At 60.1% G+C, this 25006-nt stretch carries 26 protein-coding genes; 12 read left to right on the top strand and 14 right to left on the bottom strand.

Features of this window, described 5'->3' with window-relative positions; genetic code table 11:
- Positions 1 to 59: 59 nt before the first annotated feature.
- Complete coding sequence (locus PVE98_RS10085; protein WP_096073159.1) at positions 60 to 956, bottom strand: LysR family transcriptional regulator; 897 nt, start codon at positions 954 to 956, stop codon at positions 60 to 62.
- A gap of 93 nt (positions 957 to 1049) precedes the next feature.
- Here PVE98_RS10085 and PVE98_RS10080 point away from each other — a divergent pair, with 93 nt between their 5' ends.
- The 4 genes from PVE98_RS10080 to PVE98_RS10065 all read left to right on the top strand — a co-directional run bounded on the left by PVE98_RS10080 (position 1050) and on the right by PVE98_RS10065 (position 4753).
- The gene (locus PVE98_RS10080) at positions 1050 to 2309 is read left to right on the top strand and encodes an MFS transporter (RefSeq protein WP_096073160.1); all 1260 of its coding nucleotides are present in this window, start codon (positions 1050 to 1052) and stop codon (positions 2307 to 2309) included.
- Positions 2310 to 2477: 168 nt separating this feature from the next.
- Positions 2478 to 2729 (top strand): hypothetical protein, encoded by a 252-nt coding sequence (locus PVE98_RS10075; RefSeq protein WP_033747162.1) that lies wholly within the window; start codon positions 2478 to 2480, stop codon positions 2727 to 2729.
- Between the two features lie 122 nt (positions 2730 to 2851).
- Positions 2852 to 3391: a cytochrome b561 gene (gene cybB / locus PVE98_RS10070; RefSeq protein ID WP_096073161.1), complete on the top strand. Its 540-nt coding sequence runs from the start codon at positions 2852 to 2854 to the stop codon at positions 3389 to 3391.
- 177 nt (positions 3392 to 3568) lie between these two features.
- Positions 3569 to 4753 (top strand): sugar transporter, encoded by a 1185-nt coding sequence (locus PVE98_RS10065; protein ID WP_033747158.1) that lies wholly within the window; start codon positions 3569 to 3571, stop codon positions 4751 to 4753.
- Positions 4754 to 4791: 38 nt separating this feature from the next.
- On the opposite strand, the gene PVE98_RS10060 is transcribed toward PVE98_RS10065, so the two are convergent.
- Together PVE98_RS10060 and PVE98_RS10055 are read right to left on the bottom strand one after the other, a co-directional pair.
- The gene (locus tag PVE98_RS10060) at positions 4792 to 5049 is read right to left on the bottom strand and encodes a hypothetical protein (RefSeq protein ID WP_033747155.1); all 258 of its coding nucleotides are present in this window, start codon (positions 5047 to 5049) and stop codon (positions 4792 to 4794) included.
- A 31-nt stretch (positions 5050 to 5080) separates the two neighbouring features.
- A complete protein-coding gene (locus PVE98_RS10055; protein ID WP_033747153.1) occupies positions 5081 to 5338 on the bottom strand; it encodes a DUF1471 domain-containing protein in 258 nt (85 codons plus the stop codon).
- Positions 5339 to 5633: 295 nt separating this feature from the next.
- Here PVE98_RS10055 and PVE98_RS10050 point away from each other — a divergent pair, with 295 nt between their 5' ends.
- Positions 5634 to 6284, top strand: a complete 651-nt coding sequence (locus PVE98_RS10050) for a TetR/AcrR family transcriptional regulator (RefSeq protein WP_033747151.1) — start codon at positions 5634 to 5636, stop codon at positions 6282 to 6284.
- A gap of 61 nt (positions 6285 to 6345) precedes the next feature.
- Here the strand turns inward: PVE98_RS10050 and rhaM are convergent, their stop codons facing one another.
- From rhaM to rhaB, 4 genes are read right to left on the bottom strand one after another with little or no spacing between them, the layout of a single operon-like run.
- Positions 6346 to 6660, bottom strand: a complete 315-nt coding sequence (gene rhaM, locus PVE98_RS10045) for an L-rhamnose mutarotase (protein WP_033747146.1) — start codon at positions 6658 to 6660, stop codon at positions 6346 to 6348.
- Complete coding sequence (gene rhaD / locus PVE98_RS10040) at positions 6650 to 7492, bottom strand: rhamnulose-1-phosphate aldolase (protein ID WP_033747144.1); 843 nt, start codon at positions 7490 to 7492, stop codon at positions 6650 to 6652. The genes rhaM and rhaD overlap by 11 nt, the downstream gene beginning before the upstream one ends.
- A 9-nt stretch (positions 7493 to 7501) precedes the next feature.
- Complete coding sequence (locus PVE98_RS10035) at positions 7502 to 8758, bottom strand: L-rhamnose isomerase (protein WP_096073162.1); 1257 nt, start codon at positions 8756 to 8758, stop codon at positions 7502 to 7504.
- Positions 8742 to 10223 carry a rhamnulokinase gene (rhaB, locus tag PVE98_RS10030; protein ID WP_048781361.1) on the bottom strand — a complete coding sequence of 494 codons (1482 nt, stop codon included), beginning with the start codon at positions 10221 to 10223 and terminating at the stop codon, positions 8742 to 8744. The genes PVE98_RS10035 and rhaB overlap by 17 nt, the downstream gene beginning before the upstream one ends.
- A 290-nt stretch (positions 10224 to 10513) precedes the next feature.
- Here rhaB and rhaS point away from each other — a divergent pair, with 290 nt between their 5' ends.
- Positions 10514 to 11335, top strand: a complete 822-nt coding sequence (rhaS, locus tag PVE98_RS10025) for an HTH-type transcriptional activator RhaS (RefSeq protein ID WP_096073164.1) — start codon at positions 10514 to 10516, stop codon at positions 11333 to 11335.
- Positions 11336 to 11347: 12 nt separating this feature from the next.
- The gene (rhaR, locus tag PVE98_RS10020) at positions 11348 to 12220 is read left to right on the top strand and encodes an HTH-type transcriptional activator RhaR (protein ID WP_096073165.1); all 873 of its coding nucleotides are present in this window, start codon (positions 11348 to 11350) and stop codon (positions 12218 to 12220) included.
- A 140-nt stretch (positions 12221 to 12360) separates the two neighbouring features.
- On the opposite strand, the gene rhaT is transcribed toward rhaR, so the two are convergent.
- On the bottom strand, positions 12361 to 13395 hold the full coding sequence (rhaT, locus tag PVE98_RS10015) for an L-rhamnose/proton symporter RhaT (protein WP_033747132.1): 1035 nt from the start codon (positions 13393 to 13395) through the stop codon (positions 12361 to 12363).
- A gap of 357 nt (positions 13396 to 13752) precedes the next feature.
- On the opposite strand from rhaT, the gene PVE98_RS10010 reads away from it, so the two are divergent.
- Positions 13753 to 14076 (top strand): hypothetical protein, encoded by a 324-nt coding sequence (locus PVE98_RS10010; RefSeq protein WP_033747130.1) that lies wholly within the window; start codon positions 13753 to 13755, stop codon positions 14074 to 14076.
- A 21-nt stretch (positions 14077 to 14097) separates the two neighbouring features.
- Positions 14098 to 14196, top strand: coding sequence for a YoaK family small membrane protein (locus PVE98_RS10005; RefSeq protein ID WP_147632225.1), 99 nt, complete (start codon positions 14098 to 14100; stop codon positions 14194 to 14196).
- Between the two features lies 1 nt (position 14197).
- Here the strand turns inward: PVE98_RS10005 and PVE98_RS10000 are convergent, their stop codons facing one another.
- Positions 14198 to 14464 carry a DksA/TraR family C4-type zinc finger protein gene (locus PVE98_RS10000; protein ID WP_033747127.1) on the bottom strand — a complete coding sequence of 89 codons (267 nt, stop codon included), beginning with the start codon at positions 14462 to 14464 and terminating at the stop codon, positions 14198 to 14200.
- A 240-nt stretch (positions 14465 to 14704) separates the two neighbouring features.
- On the opposite strand from PVE98_RS10000, the gene aldA reads away from it, so the two are divergent.
- Entirely contained in the window at positions 14705 to 16144 is a 1440-nt protein-coding gene (aldA, locus tag PVE98_RS09995) for an aldehyde dehydrogenase (protein ID WP_096073166.1), read from the top strand.
- Positions 16145 to 16302: 158 nt separating this feature from the next.
- Here aldA and PVE98_RS09990 read toward each other — a convergent pair whose 3' ends face one another.
- Together PVE98_RS09990 and PVE98_RS09985 are read right to left on the bottom strand one after the other, a co-directional pair.
- On the bottom strand, positions 16303 to 17577 hold the full coding sequence (locus PVE98_RS09990) for an MFS transporter (protein WP_096073167.1): 1275 nt from the start codon (positions 17575 to 17577) through the stop codon (positions 16303 to 16305).
- On the bottom strand, positions 17574 to 18995 hold the full coding sequence (locus PVE98_RS09985) for a M20 family metallopeptidase (RefSeq protein ID WP_096073168.1): 1422 nt from the start codon (positions 18993 to 18995) through the stop codon (positions 17574 to 17576). Before PVE98_RS09985 ends, PVE98_RS09990 begins: the two co-directional genes overlap by 4 nt.
- A gap of 154 nt (positions 18996 to 19149) precedes the next feature.
- Here PVE98_RS09985 and PVE98_RS09980 point away from each other — a divergent pair, with 154 nt between their 5' ends.
- Positions 19150 to 20058: a LysR family transcriptional regulator gene (locus tag PVE98_RS09980; RefSeq protein WP_096073169.1), complete on the top strand. Its 909-nt coding sequence runs from the start codon at positions 19150 to 19152 to the stop codon at positions 20056 to 20058.
- Here PVE98_RS09980 and PVE98_RS09975 read toward each other — a convergent pair whose 3' ends face one another.
- Positions 20059 to 21648, bottom strand: coding sequence for an ABC transporter substrate-binding protein (locus tag PVE98_RS09975; protein ID WP_096073897.1), 1590 nt, complete (start codon positions 21646 to 21648; stop codon positions 20059 to 20061).
- 122 nt (positions 21649 to 21770) lie between these two features.
- On the opposite strand from PVE98_RS09975, the gene pepT reads away from it, so the two are divergent.
- Positions 21771 to 22997 (top strand): peptidase T, encoded by a 1227-nt coding sequence (gene pepT / locus PVE98_RS09970; RefSeq protein WP_369826181.1) that lies wholly within the window; start codon positions 21771 to 21773, stop codon positions 22995 to 22997.
- Between the two features lie 47 nt (positions 22998 to 23044).
- Here pepT and PVE98_RS09965 read toward each other — a convergent pair whose 3' ends face one another.
- Together PVE98_RS09965 and PVE98_RS09960 are read right to left on the bottom strand one after the other, a co-directional pair.
- Complete coding sequence (locus PVE98_RS09965) at positions 23045 to 23824, bottom strand: transporter substrate-binding domain-containing protein (RefSeq protein WP_033747113.1); 780 nt, start codon at positions 23822 to 23824, stop codon at positions 23045 to 23047.
- Between the two features lie 17 nt (positions 23825 to 23841).
- Positions 23842 to 25002 (bottom strand): methionine aminotransferase, encoded by a 1161-nt coding sequence (locus PVE98_RS09960; protein ID WP_096073171.1) that lies wholly within the window; start codon positions 25000 to 25002, stop codon positions 23842 to 23844.
- Positions 25003 to 25006: the final 4 nt, after the last annotated feature.

Here is a 25006-nt window from a genome sequence, read left to right as displayed (position 1 = left end):
TTTGATTTGAAATGTGATTTACAGCACATAAAAACCAGACTTTGCTTAAGGTCTGGCCCTTATTTTTGCACTTCTGGCGACAGAAGCCGCATCATATTGCGCATCTGCATCGACGGCTCGCGCTCGCCCGACCAGACCAGCCATACCTCCGACAGCGCATCCTCCTCCTTCAGCGGCAGCCAGACCACATCGGCCAGGCGCGCGCGCGCGAAGGACGCCGGCAAAATCGATACGCCGAGGCCGGTAGCCACCAGCCCGAGGATGGTCATCGCCTCGCCCACCTCCTGCATGATGTAGGGCGTGATCTGATAGCGGCGCAGCAGGCTGAGAATTTCGCCGTGCAGCGCCGTGCCGCCCTGCGGATCGAAGAAAATGAAAGGCTCGTTCGCCATGGCGCTGACAGAAATGGTTTCCGCGTCCGCCAGCGGGTGCGCCCAGTGCACCACCGCGCGCAGCGGTTCGCGCAGCAGCAGCTGATGACGCAAATCGGGCGGCAGCGCGGTGTTGCGCATCACCCCCAGATCGAGTCGTCCCTCATGCAGCGGCGCAAGCTGCTGGCGGGTGTTGATCTCCTGCATCTGGATATGCACCTGTGGCCAGCGCTGGCGAAACTGATAGAGCGCGTCTGAAACCAGACCGGTAAAGGGCGCGGAAGAGGTAAAGCCGATGCGCAGCTCGCCCTCTTCGCCGCGCTCCAGCCGCGCCGCGCGACTGGCCGCCTGCTCGACCTGCTGCAAAATCGCCCGCGCGTCACTGAGGAACTGTTGCCCGGCCGGCGTGAGCTGGACGCTGCGATTGGTGCGGGTAAACAGCTTCGCGTCAATCTCCTGCTCCAGCTGCATGATCTGCTGGCTGAGCGGCGGCTGAGAGATGTTGAGCCGCTGTGCGGCGCGGCCAAAATGGAGTTCTTCGGCGACCGCGAGAAAGTAGCGCAGGTGACGCAGTTCAATATTCATATTTTAAACATATCAATTGAGATTATTAATATATTAGACAACCTATTAGCGCTTTCCTAGAGTAGACCTACTCTTTCCAGCTGAGGATTCAACGTGCGTCGCTCTTCTCAGGCGGTTACGCTCAACGACGGCGAGTTAGCCGATTCGACGGCGGTCTCTCCCGCGGCATCATCCGTATGGATCAAACGCGGCACGCCGCAGTTTATGCGCGTCACCCTGGCGCTCTTTTCCGCCGGTCTGGCAACCTTCGCGCTGCTCTACTGCGTACAGCCAATTCTGCCGGTGCTGTCGGCGCAGTTCGGCGTATCGCCCGCCGAGAGCAGTATTTCACTCTCGATCGCCACCGGGCTGATGGCGCTGGGGCTGCTGGTGACCGGCCCGCTTTCCGACGCCGTGGGCCGCAAGAACGTGATGGTGACGGCGCTGATGCTGGCGGCAATTTGCACCCTGATTTCCGCCACCATGAACAGCTGGCAGGGCATTTTGCTGATGCGCGCTCTTACCGGCCTTTCGCTCAGCGGCGTGGCCGCCGTGGGCATGACCTACCTCAGCGAAGAGATCCATCCCAGCGTTATCGCTTTTTCTATGGGACTCTATATCAGCGGCAACTCCATCGGCGGCATGAGCGGCCGCTTGCTGAGCGGCGTGCTGACCGACTTCTTTTCCTGGCGCGTCGCCATCGCGGCGATTGGCTGCTGCGCCCTCGCTTCTGCGCTGATGTTCTGGCGCATTCTGCCTGCGTCACGCCATTTTCGTCCGGCGTCGCTGAAGCCGCGCAGCCTGATGATTAACTTTCGCCTGCACTGGCGCGACGCTGGACTGCCGCTGCTGTTCGCCGAAGGCTTTCTGCTGATGGGCGCCTTCGTCACGCTGTTCAACTATATCGGCTACCGTCTGCTCGGCGCGCCTTACCATCTCAGCCAGGCGGTCGTCGGCCTGCTCTCTGTGGTCTATCTGACCGGCTCCTGGAGTTCGCCGAAGGCGGGCGCGCTGACGATGAAGCTGGGACGCGGTCCGGTGCTGCTCGGCGCTACGGCGCTGATGCTGGCGGGCCTGCTGCTGACCGCGCTGAGCGCGGTGTGGTGGATTTTCGTCGGAATGATGCTGTTTACCGCCGGCTTCTTCGCTGCCCACGCGGTCGCCAGCGGCTGGATAGGCCCGCGCGCGCGGCGCGCCAAGGGCCAGGCATCATCGCTCTACCTTTTCAGCTACTATGTTGGCTCCAGCGTAGCCGGTACGCTTGGCGGCCTGTTCTGGCACAGCTACGGCTGGCCTGGCATTACCCTCTTCATCTCCGCGCTGCTGCTGCTCGCCCTGCTGACAGGCTGGCGTTTGCAGCAAAAACAGCTCTGACGCAGCACGGCGCTCAATAAAAAGGACGCAGCTGCGTCCTTTTTCGCCTGTTGCCCCTGAGCCTGCTGACTAATTAGGGCCATAAAAAACAAAGTCGCCAATCCTCGCTATAATCCCTCTCACTCCAACAATAAATGTACTTTTTTTTACAGCAATGAGGATGTCCCAATGGGCCATTACTACTACGTTTCTAAAATTTCTGGCTATAACGATAACCATGTGGTGCACGCCGCAGGCTGCCAGTATCTTCCCCCGCTAGAATCCCGCCTGTTTCTTGGCACTTTTTACACCGCTAACGCCGCGATTCAGCAGGCGCGCAAGTATTACCCCGGATCGCTGGGTTGCGAGGCGTGCTGTCCGCTACCGGTAAAAAAAAACCTGAGGACTCAGAATAGCGTGGCACTAAAGCATATCGCCTGACTCTGATTATGCTGGCCTCGCCGCGGAGGTCAGCAAAGCGTTGCGCCGTTGCGCCAGTTTGTTAAGATTTCTCCTCTGTTTCCAGTAAGGTAGAGCTCTTCTTCCTGATGCCTGAGCAAACTATGCGCGAAAAATATGCCGCTTCACAAATTGCCCTTCACTGGCTGACCTTTCTGCTGGTGGCGCTGGCTTACGCCACTATCGAGCTGCGCGGCTTTGCCGAGCGCGGCTCGTGGCAGGGCTACGCAATGATTATTACCCACTTCAGCGCAGGCTTTACCGTCCTGCTGCTGATGCTGGCGCGTCTTTTTTTGCGTACGCGCCATCGCACGCCGCCCATCACGCCCCCCATCGCGCGCTGGCAAACCGGCCTGGCGCATCTGGTGCATACGCTGATCTATGCGCTGTTTATCACCCTGCCGATTCTGGGCCTCACCTCGCGCTATCTGCGCGGGCGCGACTGGTGGCTTTTCGGCATACCGATGCCGGTGGCGAGCGAACCCAGTTTCGAGCTCTCCGACAGCCTGATCGACTGGCATGAAACGCTGGCGCCGCTGGGATACTGGCTGATAGGTCTGCATGCCGCAGGCGCGCTTTTTCATCACTATTTTCTCAGGGACAATACGTTGAAACGTATGATGCCGGGCAAAACGCCGCGCTGATAACCCTTGTTTATCGCCCGCGGGCCGGGCGATAAAAAACTTTCAGGAATAAAACTGCGTTTCACCGTTCCCCTTACCGTGCAATTCCCTCACAATGGTCAATAATTGTGACGCAAGTCACTTTCGTGGATGTGAAAACCGCATCTTTTTGCCGCTGCTCTGACTGATTTTATTTTCATGCAATCAACTACTGTATCCCGTAAAACGGCCTGGCTACGCGTGGTGCTGCTGGCTATCGCCGCCTTTGTTTTCAATACCACCGAATTCGTGCCCGTCGGCCTGCTTTCCGATATCGGCGCCAGCTTCAGCATGAAAAGCGCCGACGTGGGCATTATGCTCACCATCTACGCCTGGGTCGTGGCGCTGCTTTCGCTGCCGCTGATGCTGCTGACGCGCAATATCGAGCGGCGCATCCTGCTGTCGGCGCTGTTCCTGATCTTTATCGTGAGCCATGTGCTGTCGACCTTCGCCTGGAGCTTCGCCTCGCTGGTGCTGTCGCGCATCGGCATCGCCCTGGCGCATGCGGTGTTCTGGTCGATCACCGCCTCGCTGGCGATTCGCGTCGCGCCTGCCGGTAAAAAAACCCAGGCGTTAAGCATGCTGGCGACCGGCACCGCGCTGGCGATGGTGCTGGGCGTGCCGATTGGCCGCGTGGTGGGACAATATCTGGGCTGGCGCACCACCTTCGGCATGATTGGCGCCTCGGCGCTGGTGCTGATGGTGCTGCTGGCGCGTATTCTGCCGCGTCTGCCGAGCGAACACACCGGCTCGCTGAGCAGCGTGCCGATGCTGTTTCGTCGACCGGCGCTGGTGAGCATGTATCTGCTGGTGACGCTGGTGGTGACCGCGCACTACACCGCCTACAGCTATATCGAGCCGTTTATGCAGTTCGTGGCGAACGCGGATGAGAACTTTACCACGCTGCTGCTGCTGCTCTTCGGTTCCGCCGGGATCCTGGGCAGCGTGCTCTTTAGCTCGCTGGGCAATAGGTTTCCCTCTGCGCTGCTGATCGCCGCGATAGCGATTATCACCCTCTGCATGGGGCTGCTGATTTTCGCCGCCGTTCGTCCGGCCGCGATTGCGACGCTCTGTATTCTATGGGGTATGGCGATGATGATGATCGGCCTGGCGATGCAGGTGCGCGTACTGTCGCTGGCGCCGGATGCCACCGATGTGGCGATGTCGCTGATGTCAGGCATCTATAATATCGGCATCGGCGCGGGCGCGCTGCTGGGCAATCAGGTCAGCGAGCATCTGAGCATGGGAGACGTGGGTAATATTGGCGGGCTGCTGGGGCTGGTCGCGCTGTTCTGGTGTATCGCTATCTTCCGCAAATATCCGCAGTTGCGCAGCAACGGATAAAAAAAGGGCGTCGGAACTCTGTTCCGACGCCCTTTTTCTTAATTAAGGCTGGCGGCTGTGCCAGACAGCCTGCTCGCGCCAGAGGTCGAAGCGATGGGAAAAGGCTTTACGCGCACGTTGTCCTGCTTTCCCGACAGCTGCTGCTCCAGCGAAATCAGGCTGCCGCTGCCGCTGACGTTAACCGCGGCGGCCTCTGTCTGGTAATAAGGCGCAGCCTCAAGCTGCTGCGCCGCCGCGCTGGCCAGGGAAACCGTGCTGAGCAGCGCTGCCATAACGACATACTTCACGCTTTTCATCCTCTCTCTCCTTCTCTCCGACGCCGCTGACTTACTGATAAATCACTGCGGTGCCGTGCAGGTTGTTCTGACCGGAAGTCGAGGTGATGCGGAAAGATTTCGCGCCTGCGGCATCCGCTTTCGCGTTCAACTGCGCTTCCAGTGAATCCAGGTTAGTGCCGCCCTGCGCGGAGATGGTGCCTACCGCGGTCTGGTGCAGCGGATCGCTGGCAACCTGGTCTGCTGCGAATGCGCCAAAAGTCAGGGTGGTAAGGGCCAGAGCGGCCAGGGTCAGTTTGGTGGTTTTCATGATATCGGCTCTCATATTCGGGTGTGATAAAAGGTGTCGTTAAATTAATTAACGATCGTTAAATAAATGGTAGAGCATGTAGCGACTCTGCGTCAACATTTTTTTTATCGATCGTTATTTTAATGCGGAAGAGGCGTGAGTATGGGCTGCGGCGCCCTTTTTCACTTAACTATATGGGGGAAAAGCGGGCGGCAACGCACAAAATGCCAACCCACTTTTACGGGCGTGCAGGCTGGCTTGCATATTTTCTTAATGATCGGTAATTTAATAGGGTGTTTTTCAGACGTGAGGATCTATGAGCCAGCAATATGATGAAGTCCTGAAAAAATGTCGTGGTCGGCCAAAAACCTTCGACCGGGACGCGGCGCTGGACAAAGCCCTGACGCTGTTCTGGACCCATGGTTATGAAGGCACTTCTCTCTCCGATCTGGTTGCCGCCACCGGCGCTAAGGCGCCGACGCTTTACGCCGAGTTCGAGAATAAAGAAGGCCTGTTCCGCGCGGCGATGGAACGCTATGTCGAACGCTTTAGCGCTGAACGCAACGCCGCGCTGCAGGATGAGAGTAAATCGGTTGCTGAAGCGATTGAAAACTGGTTTCGCGCTACGGCGGCCTGCTTTACCAACTGCGATACACCGGCGGGCTGCTTCTTTATCTGTACCTCTACCGCGCTCTCTTCGTCATCGAGCGAGATCGCCCATATGCTGCGCCAGCAACACGACGCGCAGCAGCAGACGCTACTGGATTTTCTCACCGCCCGTCAGCAGCGCGGCGATATTCCGGCGCAGGTCGATATTCTCTCTCTGGCACGCTATCTCGCCTGTATGCTGCAGGGCATGTCGGTGCGCGCGCGCGAGGGCGCGCCGAAAGCGGATCTCGATAACATTATCGATACGCTGATGGCGATGTGGCCGGCGCTCACCGGTCAGTGCATGAAGCAGCGCTGAATATTTTTGCGCTATGAAGTAATCAGGGCGGGAATTTTCCCGCCCTGCTCGTTTAAGACCTTTACTCGAGGAAGAAGACCGGCTTTAACACCTGGCTAACTGGACTGTTGTCGGGATTGCTCGGCATGAGATCCTTCATCGACGCCCACCAGCGCTGGCACACTTCCGTCTGCGCCACCGCGTTCCAGCGCTCTTCCGACTCGATCTCCACGCTGGCAAACAGCAGATGCCGTTCGGCGTCCAGCCAGATAGCGTAGTTATGCGCGCCGTGCGCCTTAAGCGTTTCCGCCAGCTCCGGCCAAATGGGCGAGTGGCGACGCTCATACTCCTGATGGCAGTCGGCATTCACCTGCATGACAAAGGCTTTACGAAGCATTGGCTGGCCCCGCGTCGAGCGCCGCCTGCCACGGCTTAACGTTGAAGCGTTTGCCCAGCGCCACCAGCTGTTCGGTCGTGATGCTCTGGCGGATGCCGCCCATCGACAGCACCTTCACGATCACCTCGGACGATTTCTCTGCGGTGTCGATGAGGCCGAAGGTTTCATCCAGCGTCGGGCCGGCGCCGAAAATGCCGTGGAACGGCCACATCACGATGCTGTGAGACGCCATCTGATCGGCTGTCGCCTGACCGATTTCATCGGTTCCCGGCACCATCCACGGCAGAATGCCGACGCCGTCCGGGAACACCACCAGACACTCGGTGCTGCCTTCCCACAGCAGACGGGTAAAGCGTGCCGAATCGAGATCTACCACGTAGCTCAGCGACATAAAGTTGGTTGCGTGACAGTGCATGATCACGCGATCCGCGCCGCCGGAGACCGCTTTGCGCACGCTGTGAGACTGGAAGTGCGCCGCCAGCTCGGAGGTCGGCAGTCCGCCGTTGCTCAGCCCCCAGTGAATTTTATAGGAGAGCCCTTGCTCGTCGACCTTCAGCAGCGCCAGGCAGTCGGCGGGATCAAGCTGTACGTTGCGAAAAAACTTGCCCGATCCGGTGACGAGGAACCAGCAGTTGGCCAGTTCAGGCGCCGGTTTCGTCAGCTCAACGCAGCGCGGCTCGGCGTAAAAGTCGCCGGCGAAAGGCTTTACTTCCTCTTCCAGCAAGCGCAGCGACACGTTGCCGCCGTTACGTTCGTCCCAGCCCTTCAGCCACATATCGCTGGTGGCTTTAACCATTCCCTGTACAAACCAGGATGAAAGAATGCTTTGCATAGTGAACCCTTAACGTTGATTCAGAATTTGTTTTTCATAGTGACGCACATCGCTTAACCAGCTGGCGTCGGCGGGCACGTCGTGGCGCAGGCACCAGGCTTCCCATACCGCCTGCCACGGCAGCGATTTTTGCTCTTCCAGCAGCGCCAGACGCGCGGTGTAATCCCCGGCGGCTTCGCTCTGACGCAGGCGCTCGGTCGGCTCCAGCAGCGCGCGCAGCAGCGCTTTCTTGGTATTGCGCGTGCCGATAACCCAGGCGGCGATGCGGTTAATCGAGGCGTCGAAGAAGTCGAGGCCGATATGCACCTTGTCGAACAGCTGGTGGCGCACGATTTCGCTGGCGATCGCCTGGGTTTCATCGTCGAGCAGCACCACATGGTCGCTGTCCCAGCGCACCGGACGGCTGACGTGCAGCAGCAGGCGCGGCACATAGAGCATGGCGGTGGAGATCTTGTCGGAGATCACCTCGGTCGGATGGAAGTGGCCAGCGTCCAGCGTCAGCGCGGTCTGACGGCTGGTGGCGTAGCCCATAAAGAACTCATTGGAGCCGACGGTGTAGCTTTCCGCGCCGATGCCGAACAGCTTGCTCTCGACCGCGTCGATATGGTGCTGCGGGCTGAGCTTCTCGGCGATCACCTCATCCAGCGCGCTCAGCAGCCGCTGACGCGGCGCCAGCCGATCCACGGTGAGATCTTTCATGCCGTCCGGCACCCAGATATTCATCACCGACGGCGTGCCGAGCTGCTCGCCAAAGTGAGCCGATACGCGACGGCTCGCCTTGCAGTGATCGATCCAGAACTGGCGGATCGCCTTGTCGGCGTGCGACAGGGTAAATCCGTCGGCGCTCAGCGGATGCGAAAAGCAGCTCGGGTTGAAATCGAGCCCCAGCTTCTGCTGCTTCGCCCACTCCACCCAGTTAGCGAAGTGCTTCGGCTCGATGGCGTCGCGGTCCACCGGCGACTCGCTCTCCAGATAAATGGCGTGCAGGTTCAGACGTTTGGGGCCTGGGATCAGCGACATCGCTTTTTCCAGGTCGGCGCGCAGCTCAGCGGCGTTGCGCGCTTTGCCGGGATAATTGCCCGTCGCCTGAATGCCGCCGGTCAGCGCGCCCTGCGGATTCTCAAAGCCGCGCACGTCGTCACCCTGCCAGCAGTGCATGGAGACGGGGACGCTATCCAGGCGCGCCATCGCCTGTTCGACATCCACGCCGATATCGGCATAACGTTGTTTAGCCAGCTCAAAGGCTTGCTCAATCAGCTTTGTCATATGCGAGTTCCTTAGCAGGCTGACTCAGCGCCGAAAAGCGTGCCTGACAGGCACGAAAGGCGCTGTTGGTCAGCGGTTCAAATGTCTTCAGAGGGAAGTTGTTTTCTACGCAGCGGCGGAAATCCGCCACGTCGGTCAGTTCGCCTAAGGCGATAAGCTGGCAGCCGACGTTGCCCAGCGTCGAGGCTTCGACCGGCCCGGCCAGCACCGGAATTTCGCAGGCGTCGGCGCAGAGCTGGTTGAGAAACTGGTTCTGGCTGCCGCCGCCCACCACGTGCAGCTGGCGAAACGCGCCGCCGCGCAGCGTGGCCAGCTCGTCAATCACCTGGCGGTAGAGCAGCGCGAGGCTGTCGAAAATACAGCGCGCCAGCGCGGCGGCGGACTGCGGCACCGCCATATGCTGTTCGGCGCAGGCGTTCTGAATTTCGTTGACCATGCTGTCGGGATTAATAAAGCGCGCGTCGTTGGGATTAATCAGCGCGCGACAGGCCGGCTCTTTCGCCGTCTCGGCGATCAGCGCGCAGAGATCGTCGATTTGCAGCTCGGCGCAGACCCGCTGCAGCAGCCAGAGACCCATAATGTTTTTCAGCACGCGATAGCCTTCGGCGCCGCCCTCATTGGTGATGTTGGCTTTAAGCGCATTCGCGGAGGCGTAAGGCAGCAGGCTTTCGAATCCCATCAGCGACCAGGTACCGGAGCTGAGATAGGCCGCGTTGTCCTGGGTCAGCGGCGTGGCGAGCACCGCGCTGGCGGTATCGTGGGTGGTGACGGCGATAACCGGGATCTCGACGCCGCGGGCGTTCTGCCAGCAGCCGATAACATTGCCCGGCGACGTCGGTTTGCCAAACCAGGCGGGCGACGCGCCCGCCCAGGCAAGCAGTTCGGCGTCCCACTCGCCGCTTTCGATATTCAGCAGCTGCGTGGTGGTGGCGTTGGTGTACTCCCAGTTGAGCTTGCCCGTCAGGCGATAGTGCAGGTAGTCGGGGATCATCAGCGCGTGGGCGACCTTCTCTTTCCAGTCCGGCTGCTGCTGGCTCAGGGCGCGGAACTGATAAAGCGTATTGAACGGCAGAAACTGAATGCCGGTGCGGGCGTAGATCGCCTCTTTGCCCAACTCGCGCAGCGCCTGCTCCATCACGCCGTGGGTGCGTTTGTCGCGATAGCTCACCGCTTCGCCGACGCGGTTGCCCGCTTTATCCAGCAGCACCATATCGACGCCCCAGGTGTCGATGCCGATGCTGTCCGGCACGATGTTCTCCTCATCCAGCTGCGCCAGCCCGGCGCGGATTTCGCGCTCCAGATGATCGAGATCCCAGCAGTCATAGCCGGCGCGACGTTCGCGACGGCTGGCGAAACGACGCACCTCGCGCAGATCGATTTGCTGTGATGCGGCGTCCCACCGGGCGAGCATCACGCGTCCGCTGGATGCGCCCAAATCAACCGCAACGATATTTCGCTTACTCATGGCCCGTTCTTCCTTAGATATGATGTTGACAGAGTAGGAACCTTGAGCGCGCGCCACCTTCCTCGTACTGCCAGCGCCGCAACGCCGCTGGCAGGTTTGCAAAGAAGTTCGTGAGAGAGATCACAGAGGCGTAAGGGCGCGGGATGTGAGCTTCGCCTCAATTCTTTTAACTGGTGGGAATATCTTGAAAAAAAAGCGAATTTCCTGCGCTTCGCGGTTGAAAATTCAAGGTCAGTCGCGCGGGCGCTGAGTAGACTCGGTTACGCTTTTGTTAAACGACCGAGGCTCCAATGACGATTTTACACAGCGCCGATTTCTTCCCTCAGGGCGACTACGCCATCGCTATCGAACCCCGGGTGCCGCAGCAGGCGTTTCCCGAACATCACCACGACTTTCATGAAATCGTGCTGGTGGAACAGGGTTCGGGGATTCACGTTTTCAATGGACAGCCGCAAACGCTGTGCGCCGGCTGCGTCTGCTTCGTGCGCGATCACGATCGCCATCTGTATGAACAGACGGAGAATCTCTGCCTGACCAACGTGCTTTACCGCAGCCCGGGCGCGTTTCGCTTTCTCTCGGGACTGCAGGCGCTGCTGCCGAACGATCAAGACGGCAGCTACGCCTCGCACTGGCGGATAAATCATAAAGTCATGACGCAGGCGCTGGATGTGGTGGCGAAGATGCGGCAGGATGATGGCTGGTCGCTGGAGAAGCAGGCGCGACAGGAGCAGCTCTTTTTGCAGCTGCTGGTTTTGCTGCGCGAAGCGTGCCGCAACGAACAGGCGCAGGATCAGGAGGCGCGCCTGCACCGCCTGCTCGACTGGCTTAACGATCACTACAGTGAAGAAATTTTGTGGGAAGCGCTGGCTGACCGCTTTTCGCTGTCGCTGCGCACGCTGCACCGTCAGATGAAGCAGCAGACCGGCAGCACGCCGCAGCGCTATCTGAACCGCCTGCGTCTGCTGCAGGCGCGTCACCTGCTGCGCCATAGCGATCTGCGCATCACCGATATCGCCTTTCAGTGCGGCTTCGGCGACAGCAACCATTTCTCCACCCTGTTTCGGCGTGAATTTGGCTGCGCCCCGCGAGCGGAGCGCCAGCAGATGATGTAAAAGGAGCAAGCGATGACGCTGATACTGAGTCGGGACGACTATTTTGCCGCCCCAGGCCTGCCGGTTACGGTGGCTGAACGTATGCCGCAACCCTCTTTTCCCCCTCACCGGCATGAGTTTAGCGAAATTGTCATCGTCTGGCGCGGCAACGGCCTGCATATTCTTAACGATCGCCCCTGGCTAATTACCTGCGGCGACGTCTTCTATATCCGCGACCAGGATTGCCACAGCTACGACAGCGTCAACGATCTGGTGCTGGATAATATTCTTTACTGCCGCGATCGCTTCGGTCTGGCTCTCGACTGGACACAACTCTTGCCGCCGCAGGGCGTCGACGCGCCGGGCTGCTGGCGGCTGACCACGCGCGGCATGGCGCTGGCGCGCGGCGTCATCAGCCAGCTGGAGCGCGAGAGCCGTAAGAGCGATTCGCTCTCTATTCAGCTGACGGAAGCGCTCTTTTTGCAGCTGGCGTTGATCCTGCGTCGTCACGGCTATGCGGCGGATCGCCCCTGGGCGCTGCCGGAGGGGGAACAGCTCGATCTGCTGATGTCGGCGCTGCAGGGCGCGGTGGCGCGTCCCTTCGACCTGGCGACGTTTTGTCAGCAGAATTCGCTGAACGAGCGCGCGCTAAAGCAGCTGTTTCGTCAGCAGACCGGCATGACGGTCGGCCATTACCTGCGCCAGCTACAGCTCTGTCAGGCGAAGCATCTGCTGCGCACTCAGGACTGTCTGATCGGTGAAGTGGCGGCGCGCTGCGGTTTCGACGACAGCAACTATTTTTCGGTGGTGTTTACGCGCGACACTGGCTTAACCCCCAGCGCCTGGCGCCAGCAGTTTGTGCCGCAGCGGTCGGGAAGTGCGGCGCAGGACAGAACGCCGTCTTAATATAAGCGTCAGCCGAGCGGCATCCATGCCGGCTCGTCCTGCAACATCCCTGTTGCGAGACGCTTTGCTCCTCGGGCCTTCTTGCCCGTGCGGGCGCGTTGTTTTCCAACCAGAAGCTGTCGCTTTTTATTTCTGCAGACTTACGCGGCCATGCCAAGCCCGACAATATTGGCGGCGATAATAATCACCACGCAGCCGATGGAGAGCACGCCTACCGGACGACGCCCGGCCGACTTCCACTCTTTCATCAGCAGACCCACCAGCCCGCCGCACAGCACGTAGAGGCTCATATGCAACATCCAGCTGACGTAGTCATATTGCGGCGGAATGCTGGCATGGCCCCAGGCGTAAAAGAAAAACTGCAGATACCACATGGTGCCGCCCAGCACTGCAAAGGCGATATTGGCGATCAGCAGCGGCTTCGCCACTGAGAGATCCCGGCGCAGCGACAGTTCCGGCTTCATCGCCAGGCGGATAAAGCAGAACGCCAGATTGACCAGCGCCCCGCCGCCCATGATCACTACATAGCTTGGCAGCGCGACGTAGAGCGGATCGATACCCAGCTGCGCCGCCGCTTCATGCATCGGTTTAGCCGCATCCATCGCGAACGACATGCCTGCTGAAAAGATGCCGCACATTACCGCCAGCACCAGCCCTTTCTTGAGGTTGAACTCCTCGGCATTGATCCCCAGCGCGCGCTCCTTCAGCAAACCGGCACGCGAAACGATGGCGACGCCCACCAGCGCCACGGCGACGCCGAGCAGCGTTAAACGGCCGCCGGTCGAGGCGAACAGCTCGCCGAAGCGCCCCTGGATCAGCGGCGTCATCAGGGTGCCGACCACCAGCGTAATGCCGATAGCGATGCCGATGCCCATCGACATGCCGAGATAGCGCATCGTCAGGCCGTAGTTAATATTGCCGATGCCCCACATTGCGCCGAACAGAAACACCGGCAGCAGCTGAGAGAAGCTAAAGCTGCCGTAATAAGCCCAGAAGTTCGGCAGCAGCACGGCGCTTACCGCCCACGGCAGGATCAGCCACGACATAAAGCCGCCTATCGACCACATCGTTTCCCATGACCACTTTTTCACCTGTTTAAACGGCGCGTAGAAACACGCGGCGCTGGCAGCTCCGACGAGATGCCAGAAGATACCTGCAATAATGGCACTGTTCATTGTTATTCCTTGCATAAGGTTGAGGCCTACAGGAAACCCGGTTCCTGATTAGCAGGCAGTCTACGGCGCGCCTGAACGCCTCAGCCTTTGGATGGCTGCCGATCGCAAAGCCGAAATGGCAATATTCGCCGGTTACTCCCTATGCGGATCACAGTTTCGACTTTGTCGTACTGGCAGCGAACCACTCCTTTAAGTGACTTATTATTCAGGTTTTTTTTGCAAATTGCTGTGCCGCGCAGCACATATATCAGCTGGCTGCCGCTTTTCTCTCGTTCCTGGCAGCGACAGAAAGATCGCTTCACTAATGACGTTTAACGCCGTATAAAACGTAGAAAATCTTCGACGGCCGGAATTGAGATGACGGGTAAATGGTTAACGCTGTTCTTAACGCGTGCGGTGAGTCGCGTGATGCTGGACGATCTGCGCGCCATCCTGCCCGCCAGCGCGCTTAAGATTTTTATTAATGGACTGGAAGAGGCGCAGTACGCCACGCTGGAGTGCCAGCAGGCGGAAGAGAACTGCGCGCTGATCGCCTCTGCGCTGGTGGTGTGGCGTCAGCTGGGCCAGGTGCACAGCATTACCTATAAAAAAGGCGAAGTGCTGCGCGACGTCAGCGACGCCACCCAGTTTCAACTATTTAGCATGCTGAAAACGCACCGCGCGGTGATGCAGGTCGCCTGACGCGGAGATAACGAGGTTTCTATGAGAGTGGGTATTCTGTTTCCGATCGCAATTATCATCGCTGGCGTCGGCTTTCTGGCATGGTTTATCGGCAGCGGACTCGCCATGCCAGGCTCCTGAGCTATCGCAGCTGACTGTCCTTACTGCCGCGGCGGTTGAAGAGCGCGCTGCCCTTCAGTTCTTTATCGTGCTCCTGCTGACACGCCAGACAGAAGCGCACGCCCGGCACTGCTTCACGGCGCGCCTGCGGGATCGGCTCGCCGCACTCGTCGCAAAACTCCGCACTTTCGCCCTTGCTCATGGTGCCGCGCACGCGCGCAATCTCATCGTTAACCGTACTTTCGATCTGTTCCTGAACGGCGCCGTCTGACGCCCATCCGCTAGCCATAACATCCTCCTCATGCCTCCTGAAAGTGTTGGCCCAAATTCCGTTTTGCGCAACGTAGAGAAGATATGCGGGCCAGCACCGCTGAATACAACCTTTTGCCGCCCTCATCGTTCCAATCTGCGTCTGTTTGCCAGCGCGGCACCGCCTGTGGCAATCAGACTAAGGTCTCCTCTTCCATTTTGTTTCACGCTGCATTTATAAAACATTTTATTAACGTACCCGACATCGGAGATTCGGCAGATGACAACAGAACTCAAACATTACATTAACGGCGAGTTTGTCGCGCACAGCGCAGACAGCTGGATTGAGGTGATCAACCCCGCCACCGAAGCGCTGCTGGCTCGCATACCTGAAGGCTGTGCGCAGGACGCCAGCCGCGCCATTGACGCCGCCGAAGCCGCGCAGCCGGCATGGGAGGCGCTGCCCGCCGTAGAGCGCGGCGGCTGGCTGCGCAAGCTGGCCGCCGCTATTCGCGACCGCGAGCCGGAACTTACTGCCACTATCGTCGCCGAAGGCGGCAAAACGCAGGGGCTGGCGCAGACCGAGGTGCTGTTCACCGCAGATTATCTGGAATATATGGCCGAATGGGCGCGCCGCTATGAAGGCGAGATCGTCAACAGCGATCGGCCCAATGAAAATATTTTCGTCTTTAAAAAGGCGATCGGCGTTACCACCGGAATTCTGCCGTGGAACTTCCCTTTCTTTTTAATCGCTCGTAAAGCTGCGCCCGCGCTGATCACCGGCAATACCATCGTGATTAAGCCCAGCGAGCTGACGCCGCTTAACGCCGGCATCTTTGCCGAGATCGTTCATCACATTGGTTTGCCGCCGGGCGTAATTAACTTTGTCTATGGCTATGGCCCGGAGATTGGACAGGAGCTGGCCGCAAACGCGAAGGTCGGTCTGGTCAGCCTGACCGGCAGCGTCGGCGCAGGCATCGCCACCATGACGGCAGCAGCGAAGAACGTGACTAAAGTGTCGCTGGAGCTGGGCGGCAAGGCGCCCGCCATCGTGATGGACGATGCCGACGTCGAGCTAGCGGTTAAGGCGATCGTCAGCTCCCGCGTGATCAACAGCGGCCAGGTATGCAACTGCGCGGAGCGCGTCTATGTGCAGGAGGGCATTTACGATCGCTTTATGACTGCGTTAACCGAGGCGTTCAAAGGCGTGACTTTCGGCGCTCCGGCGGAGCAGCGCGATCTGGATATGGGGCCGCTGATTAACGCCGCCGCGCTGGCGCGCGTCGAGAAGAAAGTGGCGGACGCCGTGGCGGCGGGCGGCAAGGTGGTGCTGGGCGGCAAGCGCGCCGGTGAAAAGGGCTTCTTTTTTCAGCCGACGATTATCGCCGACGTCCGTCAGGATATGGAGATTATGCGCGAGGAGATCTTTGGGCCGGTGCTGCCGGTGATGACCTTCAAAACGCTGGACGAGGCCATTGCGCTGGCCAACGACTGCGAGTACGGCCTCACCTCCTCTCTCTATACGCGGGATCTGAATACCACCATGGTGGCGCTGCGTAAGCTGAAGTTCGGCGAAACCTACGTTAACCGCGAGAATTTTGAGGCGATGCAGGGGTTCCATGCGGGCTGGCGCAAATCGGGCATCGGCGGCGCCGACGGTCGACATGGGCTGGAAGAGTATCTGCAGACGCACGTCGCCTATCTGCAGTTTTCGCTGTAATGCTCAGACCGCCCTTTCCGGGCGGTCTGAGCGCCCGGGCGAGTAAGCGGGTCCGAAGAGCAAAGCGTCTCGCGTCAGGGAGGGCGCGAGCCGAGCTGCCAGGGAAGGCGTATTGCGCCTTTGCGATCGGACCCGCTTACCCGCCTGCCACTCGGCGCTCAGGCTACGCGCGACCGGCTACGCAGCAGCGCCGCGGCGCTCAGCAGCGATACCGCCATCAGGTAGTAGCCCGGTGCGAGACTGCTGCCGGTGGCGTTTATCAGCAGCGTGCAGACCAGCGGCGCGAAGCCGCCGAATATCGTCACCGCGACGTTGTAGCTGATCGCCATGCCGCTGGCGCGCGTGCCGGAGGGAAAGAGATCCGCCATCACGGACGGCACGGTGGAAAAGTAGATCGATTTCAGCAGCGCCATCCAGCCCACCAGCAACATCAGCGTCAGCGCCGAAGTGTGATTCACCATATAGCGGAAGGCGGGATAGATGGTCACCAGCAACAGCAGCAGCGAACCCCACATCAGCGGCACGCGCCCTACGCGCTCGGCCCACAGCCCCATCAGCGGCGTCACCAGGGTGAGGATCGCCCCCGCCAGCAGCGTAGCGCTAAACGCGACGCTGCCCGGCAGATGCAGCGTTTTGGTGGCGTAGGTCGGCACATAGTTCAGCATGTAGTTAACCGCCGTTGAGATCACCATCAGCCCGACCGCCAGCAGCATCAGCTCTTTCTGACCGCCAAACAGCTGCTTCAACGGCGCCGCGTTTTTCTCCTGCCGGGCAAAGCTGGCCGGCTCGTGAACGTGGCGGCGGATATAGATCCCCAGCGGACCGATCAACAGACCAAAGGCGAAAGGAATGCGCCAGCCCCAGGACTGAATCTGCGCCTCGCTGAGGATCTGCGTCAGCCCGAGACCGAAGGCAGAGGCCATCAGCGTGCTGGCGCCCTGCGTCGCGAACTGCCAGCTGGCGATAAAGGCTTTGCGCTCGGGGAAATGCTCCACCAGAAACGCCGTCGAGCTGCCGAACTCACCGCCTGCCGAAAAGCCCTGAATCAGGCGCGCCAGCATGATCAGCAGCGGCGCCGCCAGCCCGATGGTGCCGTATTCCGGCATAAAGGTAATGATCGCGCCGCCCAGCATCATCAGATTGATAGAGAGCAGCAGCGCCTTTTTGCGGCCGTGGCGATCGGCGTAGTTGCCCAGCACCACCGCGCCGAGCGGGCGGATAAGAAAAGAGACGCCAAAGCTGCCGAACGTTAACAGCAGCGATACGGAGGCGTCGCTGGTGGGGAAAAAGGCGTGGGCGATATAGCTGGCGAAGAAGCCGTAGACCGCAATATCGAACCACTCCAGCGCGTTGCCAATACAGGTGGCGAACAGGGTTTTGTGCAGGCTCGGCTTCGCCTGAACCTGCGTTGCTGCTTGCGTCAGCGTGCTCATACCCGCGCTCCCTGGTAAGCCTGCTGCCGCGCCAGCAGCGCCTCGCCCTCTTCGCCCAGCTGCCAGAACAGCCGCGTCATGATCTGCAGGCCTTCGCGCGCCACGGACTTCAGCATATGCTCGTTGACGCCGTGCTGGCCGCAGGCGGGATAGGAGTGCGGTACCCACAGGGTCGGCAGGCCGAGGATCGCCGAAAAGACCTCGTTCGGCAGAGAACCGCCCAGGTTCGGCAGCAGCGCTGGCTTTTTGCCGCTGCTGACGGCCAGGCTCTCCAGCGCCCAGGCGACCAGCGGGCTTTGCGGATCGAGACGCGTGGCGGGCGAGCCGCGCAAAAACTCGACCTGCACAGAGTCGAATCCGTGGGCGCGCAGATGCGCCTCGACGTGCGCCACCAGGTTTTCCCAGTCGGTGCCCACCACAAAGCGCAGCTGGCATACTGCGGTCGCCTCGCCGGGGATCGCGTTCATGGGGCGCGCCGGATTGCCGGTCTCGAAGGCCAGCACCTCCAGCGTGTTCCAGCCGTACAGGCGCTCCGCCGCCGTCAGGCCCGGTTCGCCCCAGCCGGCGTCCAGCGCCGGATCGCCCGGCATGCCGCCCACCTCGATATCGCTGAGGATGGCGCGTACCGCCGCGCTCAGCGAGTCGGGCTTCAGCGCCTCGACCTGCAGTACGCCGCGCGCGTTGACCAGCGAGGCGATGGCGTTCGCCAGCTGGATGCCGGGATTGCTGAGCAGCCCGCCCCAGTTGCCGGAGTGATAGGCATTGTCGCGCGCGCGGATGGTGAGGCGAAAATTGACCGCGCCGCGCGAGCCGAGAAACAGCGTCGGCCGCGGCGCGCTGACGCGCGGGCCGTCGGAGGCGATAAAAAGATCGGCGCGCAGCAGCGCCTGCTGCTGGCGGCATAGCTCGGCCAGCCCCGGCGAGCTGATCTCTTCGCCCATCTCGAACAGAATTTTGCAGTTGAAGCCGAGACGGCCGCCGCGCGCCTGGTAAACCTGCTCCAGCGCCGCCAGATTGACGCAGTGCTGACCTTTATTGTCGGCGCTGCCGCGGCCATACCAGCGATCGCCCTCTTCGGTCAGCTGCCAGGGATTCAGGCCGTCGCGCCAGTTTTCATCGTCGCCGAACACCACGTCGCCGTGTCCGTAAACCAGCAGCGTCGGCAACGTCTCATCCTCGATGCGCGTCGCTACCAGAAAGGGAGGATTCTCCGCTGCCGGATTGTCGATAAGGTGCAGCGTAAAGCCGAGCGCCGCCAGCTGCGGCGCGATCTCCTGCTGCAAATAGTGATTCAGCTCGCCGTCGCGATCCGCCCGCTGACTTTCGGTGGCGCACGCCACGCGACGCGCCAGAAGCCGCTGGAATTCTCCGCTGTCGAAATAGCGCATCGCCTGTTGAATTGCCTGTTGTTCCGTCATGTTTGCCCTGTCTTTTTTTATTGTCTGTTGCTCTATCTTTGCCAAAAGGCTGGCGTTGCCACAATTATCAATTTATCGACATAGCCTTGCTTTAAAAGCAACGCTAAAATGCCCGATAAAGAAGCATGCACCGCTGGGGTGCAGAGGAGAGACGATGCTGAGCAGTGAGATCCGTTATTTCCTTGCCGTGGCCAACAGCGGTTCGCTGAGCGCCGCCAGCGAGCAGCTGTTTGTGGCGGTCTCCGCTATCAGCCGACAGATCCAGCGGCTGGAGGCGCAGGTGGGCGCGCCGCTGTTCGATCGTCACGCGCGCGGCATGGTGCTCAATGAGGCGGGAGAAATTTTTGCCCGTCAGGTACGCCAAAGCCAGCTGGATATGGAGTATGCGCTGGCGGAGATTAAGGGGCTGAAGGCGATCCGCCGCACGCTTATTCGCGTCGCCTGCACCGACGGCATGGCGTTCAGCCTGCTGCCAGGCCTGCTGGCGGAGTTTCGCGCGCTGAATCCCGGCGTCTATTTCGCGCTAAAGGTCGAGAGCGCACAGAGCGTAGCGGAACGCGTGCGCGCCGGAGAGTGCGACGTGGCGCTGCAGTTTAGCCTTCATCCAGAGCGCGGCGTGGAAGTCATCGGCTCCTGGCCCGCGCCGGTGCTGCTGGCAATGCAGAAAGATCATCCGCTGGCGCAACAGCCGGTGACGCTGGAAGCGCTCAGCCACTATCCCATGGCGCTGCCGGAGCAGAACACCACGGTGCGGCAGCTGTTCGATCTCGCCTGTCAGATGCGCGGCTGTGTGATTGAGCCGGTGCTGACCTGCGACTATTTCGCCACGCTCTACCAGTTTCTGCTCAATACCCCTGAGGCGATCACCATCAGCAGCGCCTTTACCCTGTTCAACGCAGCGCAAACCCAGCAGCTGGTGCTGCGCGAGATGGGCGTCGACCAGCTCAGCCAGCGCACGCTGCAGCTACAGCGCGTCTCGGGGCGACAGCGCAACGCGGCGCTGTCGCCCTTTCTCGCGTTTCTCCAGCAGCGTATCAGCGCGATCGCCGCCGGACTGGCCTGATTACTCTTTAATATCGACCGGATAGAAGATGTGCTTGCCGAACGGATCGATATCGTAGCCGCTCACCTCTTTGCGCACCGGCTCGAAGATGGTCGAGTGGGCAATCATCACCGCGGGCATCTGATCATGCATGATCTGCTGCGCCTGCAGGTAGAGCGCGGTGCGCTTGCCCTGATCCGGTTCGGCGCGCGCCTCGGCGATCAGCTTTTCAAACGGCTGATAGCACCACTTCGAGGAGTTGGAACCGCCCTGGGTCGATTTGCAGCTGTAGAGCGGCCCGAAAAAGTTATCGGGATCGCCCGTGGCGGTGGTCCATCCCATCAGCGCCGCCTGATGCTCGCCGCTGCGCACCCGCTTGAGATACTCGCCCCATTCGTAGGTGACGATAGAGGCCTTGATGCCGACCTTCGCCCAGTCCGCCTGAATCATCTCCGCCATACGGCGCGCGTTAGGGTTGTAGGGACGCGAAACCGGCATCGCCCAGAGCGCGATTTCCGTGCCGGGCTTGATGCCCGCCTGCTGTAGCAGCGCTTTAGCTTTCTCGGGATCGTAGCTGTAATCTTTAAGGTCTCTGTTTTCGCTCCAGACGCCCGGCGGCAGAATGTTCTTCGCCGCGGTGCCGGTGCCTTTGAAAATCGCGTCGATAATGGCGGGTTTGTTGATCGCCATCGCCAGCGCCTGTCGCACCTCCACCTTATCCAGCGGCGCTTTAGTGGTGTTGAACGCGAGGAAGCCGGTATTCAGCCCCGCCTTTTGCATCAGGTTGATCGCCGGATTGCTGCGCATTTTCTCCAGGTCTGCGGGATTCGGGAATGGCATGATCTGACATTCGCCCTTCTCCAGCTTGGCAAGCCGCACCGAGGCGTCCGGCGTAATGCTGAACACGACGCGGTCCAGCTTTGCCTTGCCCGCCCAGTACTCTGGAAAGGCCTTATAGAGAATGCGCGAGTCTTTCTGATACTGCACCAGCTGGAACGGCCCGGTGCCGATGGGATCCATATCGACCTTCTCCGGCGTGCCCGCCTTTAGCATCTGGTCAGCATATTCAGCGGAGTGGATGGAAGCGAAATACCAGGCGAGATCGGCGAGGAAAGGCGCCTCTGCGTGATTCAGGGTAAAGCGCACGGTGTGGTCGTCGACGCGATCGATGCTCTTGATCAGGGTGGTTAACTCGAGGCTGTCGAAGTTCGCGTAGGTGCCGCCAGAGACGTTGTGATAGGGATTTTTGCTATCCATCTGCCGCATAAAAGAGAAGATAACGTCGTCGGCGTTGAAGTCGCGGCTGGGCCTGAAGGCTTTATTGCTCTGAAACTTAACGCCTTTGCGCAGATGGAAGGTGTAGACCTTGCCGTCCGGGCTTATCTCCCAGCTTTCCGCCAGGCTCGGCACCAGTTCAGTGGTGCCATATTTGAAATCAACCAGCCGGTTGAAAACCGGCGCCGCGCTGGCGTCCACGCTGGTCCCCGAGGTGTAGAGCTGCGGATTGAAGTTTTCCGGCGACCCTTCGGCGCAGTAAACCAGCGTTTTCGCGCCGGCGTTATGCGCCAGAGTCGCGGTCAGCAACGCCAGCATCGCTATCTTCACTTTCATCATTTCCTCACTTTTTATTGACTTCCGTTGGTCAGATTCCCTAAATGATCCAGACGCTTTATGGATACCACGTTTTCGTAACATAACGAATCCCGCTGTTGGCAGACAAATAAGGATCGGTGATGACAGCCCTTGCAACTCAGTTAACTCAACGTTTTTTTCGCTACCTGGCGGTCAGCAGCCAGAGCGACGCGACATCAGCCACCTTGCCGAGCACGCCGAGCCAGCACGCCATGGCGCAGCTGCTGGCGCAGGAGCTGACCGCCCTCGGGCTGGATAAGGTGGAAATCGACGACTGCGCCACGGTGACGGCGGTGAAGCGCGGCAACCGCCCCAGTGCGCCGCGCATCGGGTTTATCACCCATATCGATACGGTTGATGTAGGGCTCTCGCCCGATATTCATCCGCAGATCCTCACCTGGCAAGGCGAAGATCTGTTGCTCAACGCGCGCGAAGATATCTGGCTGCGTCGCGACGAACACCCGGAGATCGCTCCCTATCTCGGCGAGGAGATTATTTTCAGCGACGGCACCAGCGTGCTGGGCGCGGACAATAAAGCCGCGGTGACGGTGGTGATGACGCTGATGGAAAATTTGCAGGGCGATCACGGCGATATCGTGGTGGCCTTTGTGCCCGACGAAGAGATTGGCCTGCGCGGCGCGAAGGCGCTCGATCTGGAAAAGCGCTTCAACGTCGACTTCGCCTGGACCATCGACTGCTGTGAACTGGGCGAAGTGGTCTATGAGAACTTCAACGGCGCGTCGGCGGAGATCACCTTTACCGGGGTGCCGGCGCATCCGATGTCGGCCAAAGGGGTACTGGTCAATCCGCTGCTGATGGCGCACGACTTTATCAGCCTGTTCGACCGCAAGGAAACGCCGGAGCATACCGAGGGCCGCGAAGGCTATATCTGGTTTAACGAGATGCAGGCAGGCGCCAGCCAGGCGACGCTGAAGGCCTCGATTCGCGATTTCGATCTGGCGCAGTTTGCCGCGCGTAAAGCGCAGCTGCAGCAGGCCGTGGCGGAGATTGCGCAGCGCTATCCAACCGGCAGCGTCGCCATCAGTATCAGCGACATCTACAGCAACATCAGCAACGCCGTGGGCGAGGATCGTCGCGCGATCGATCTGATCTTCGCCGCGCTGGCGGATCTCGATATCGAACCGAAGATGATCCCGATGCGCGGCGGCACCGACGGCGCGGCGCTGTCGGCGAAAGGGCTGCTGACGCCGAACTTCTTTACCGGCGCGCACAACTTTCATTCCCGCTTCGAGTTTCTGCCGATTTCATCTTTTGTGAAGTCCTATCAGGTGGCGGAAAGGCTTTGCTTACTGGCGGCGCAGGGCTAAAGGCTGCGCAGGTGAGAAAAAAGGCGGCCATTCGGCCGCCTTTTTTGCTATTTCGTCGCGCTGACGTCAATGCCGGGGAAATATTTCGCCGCCAGCTTTTTCACCGTGCCGTCATCCTGAATTTTGGTAATCGCCGCATCCAGCTCCTGCTTCAGCTTCGTATCGCCCTTACGCAGGCCGAAACCGATGCCGGAGCCGAGAATCGCGTCGTCCTCGACCGCCTTGCCGGCAAAAACAAAGCCTTTGCCCTGCGGTTTATCGAGGAAGCCCGACTGGCCGGCGGCGGACATCACCAGCGTACCGTCCAGACGGCCCGCGACCATATCGTTATAGACTTGATTCTGATCCTGATAGGAGGTCACGGTGACGCCCTGTGGCTCCCAGTGCTTCTTGGCGTAGGTCTCCTGAATCGAGCCCTGCAGCACGCCGATATTCTTGCCTTTCAGCGCCTCAGCGGTCGGCTGCAGCTTCTCGCCCTCTTTCACGATCAGCATGCTTGGAATGCGGTAGATCGGCTTTGTGAAGTCGATGCTTTTCGCCCGCGCCTCGGTGATGTTCATCGCCGAGTTAATGGCGTCAAACTTCTTCGCCTGCAGCGCCGGGATCAAGGCGTCGAAACTGCTCTCTACCCATTGACAGTTGAAATTGCCGGTGGCGCAAATGGCCTTGCCCAGCTCGATATCGAACCCTTCCAGCTCGCCCTGCGCATTGCGGCTCTCAAACGGCGCATACTGCGATTCAAGGCCATAACGCAGCGTTTCCGCCGCCAGCGCGTGCACTGAACTCATCATGCCCAGCGCAAGAAAGAGCGCATTGATTTTTTTCATTTTGTTTTCCCCTGAGATTAACCCTTCACCCGACAGAGCGCTTCCGCGCCGCGCTGCAGGGTGGCGTCGTCTTTAGCAAAAGAGAGACGAATCACGTTGTTGTCGGTGCCGTCCATATAAAACGCCGAAAGCGGAATGGTTGCCACGCCGTGTTCGACGATAAGACGTTTTACCATCTCGCTGTCAGGTTCGTCACTGAAATGTCCGTAGCTGGCCAAAACAAAAAACGAACCGGCGCACGGCAGCAGTTTAAAGGGCGAATCCTGCAGCAGCGTCACCAGGCGATCGCGCTTCTGCTGATAGAACGCCGACAGCGACAGATAGTTCTCGGCGCGCTGCAGATAGTGCGCAAAGCCGATCTGCATCGGCGTATCGGCGGCGTACATCATAAACTGGTGCACCTTCACCAGCTCCTCCATCAGCTCGGCCGGCGCAAGGCAGTAGCCGACGCGCCAGCCGGTTACGTGAAAGGTCTTGCCGAAAGAGGAGACGATAACGCTGCGCTGCGCCAGCTCCGGATGGGTCGCCATGCCGCAGTGGGCGCGACCGTCGAACAGGATATGCTCATAGACTTCATCAGAAAGCACCACGATATCGGTGCCGCGCGTCAGCGCCGCCAGCTGCGCCAGATCGGCAGGCGTCAGCACCTGCGCGCTCGGGTTGTGCGGCGTGTTGATAATGATCATGCGGGTGCGCGGCGTCAGCGCGGCGCGCAGCGCTTCCCAGTCGATGGCGTAGTCAGGAAATTGCAGCTTCAGGCCAACCGGCGTGCCGCCCTGCAAACGCACCACCGGCGCGTAGCTGTCGAAGGCGGGCTCGAAAAAAATCACCTCGTCGCCCGGGTTCACCAGCGCTGTAATCGCCATATAGATGCCCTGGCTGGCGCTGCCGCTGATGAGCACTTCGGTCGCGGGATCGTAGTGCTGGCCATAGAGCGCCGTGACCTTGGCCGCCAGCGCCTCTTTCAGCGCGGGCCAGCCGGCCATCGGCGCGTACTGGTTATAGCCTTCACGCATGGCGCGGCTGACCGCTTCCACCAGCGCCGGATCGCACGGAAAATTGGGCGCGCCCTGCGACAGGTTAATCGCCTGGTGCTGCGCGGAGAGCTGGCCGATAACGCTGAATATGGTGGTGCCTACGTCGGGCAGTTTCGAGGTCACGTTAACGCTGCTTTTCATCGGG

Origin of the sequence: Pantoea sp. GABEPS69 (assembly GCF_045780835.1) — a bacterium.
Lineage (GTDB): Bacteria > Pseudomonadota > Gammaproteobacteria > Enterobacterales > Enterobacteriaceae > Pantoea > Pantoea septica.
Note: the sequence above shows the minus strand (reverse complement) of the source record. Positions and strands in the feature narration are given on the sequence as shown.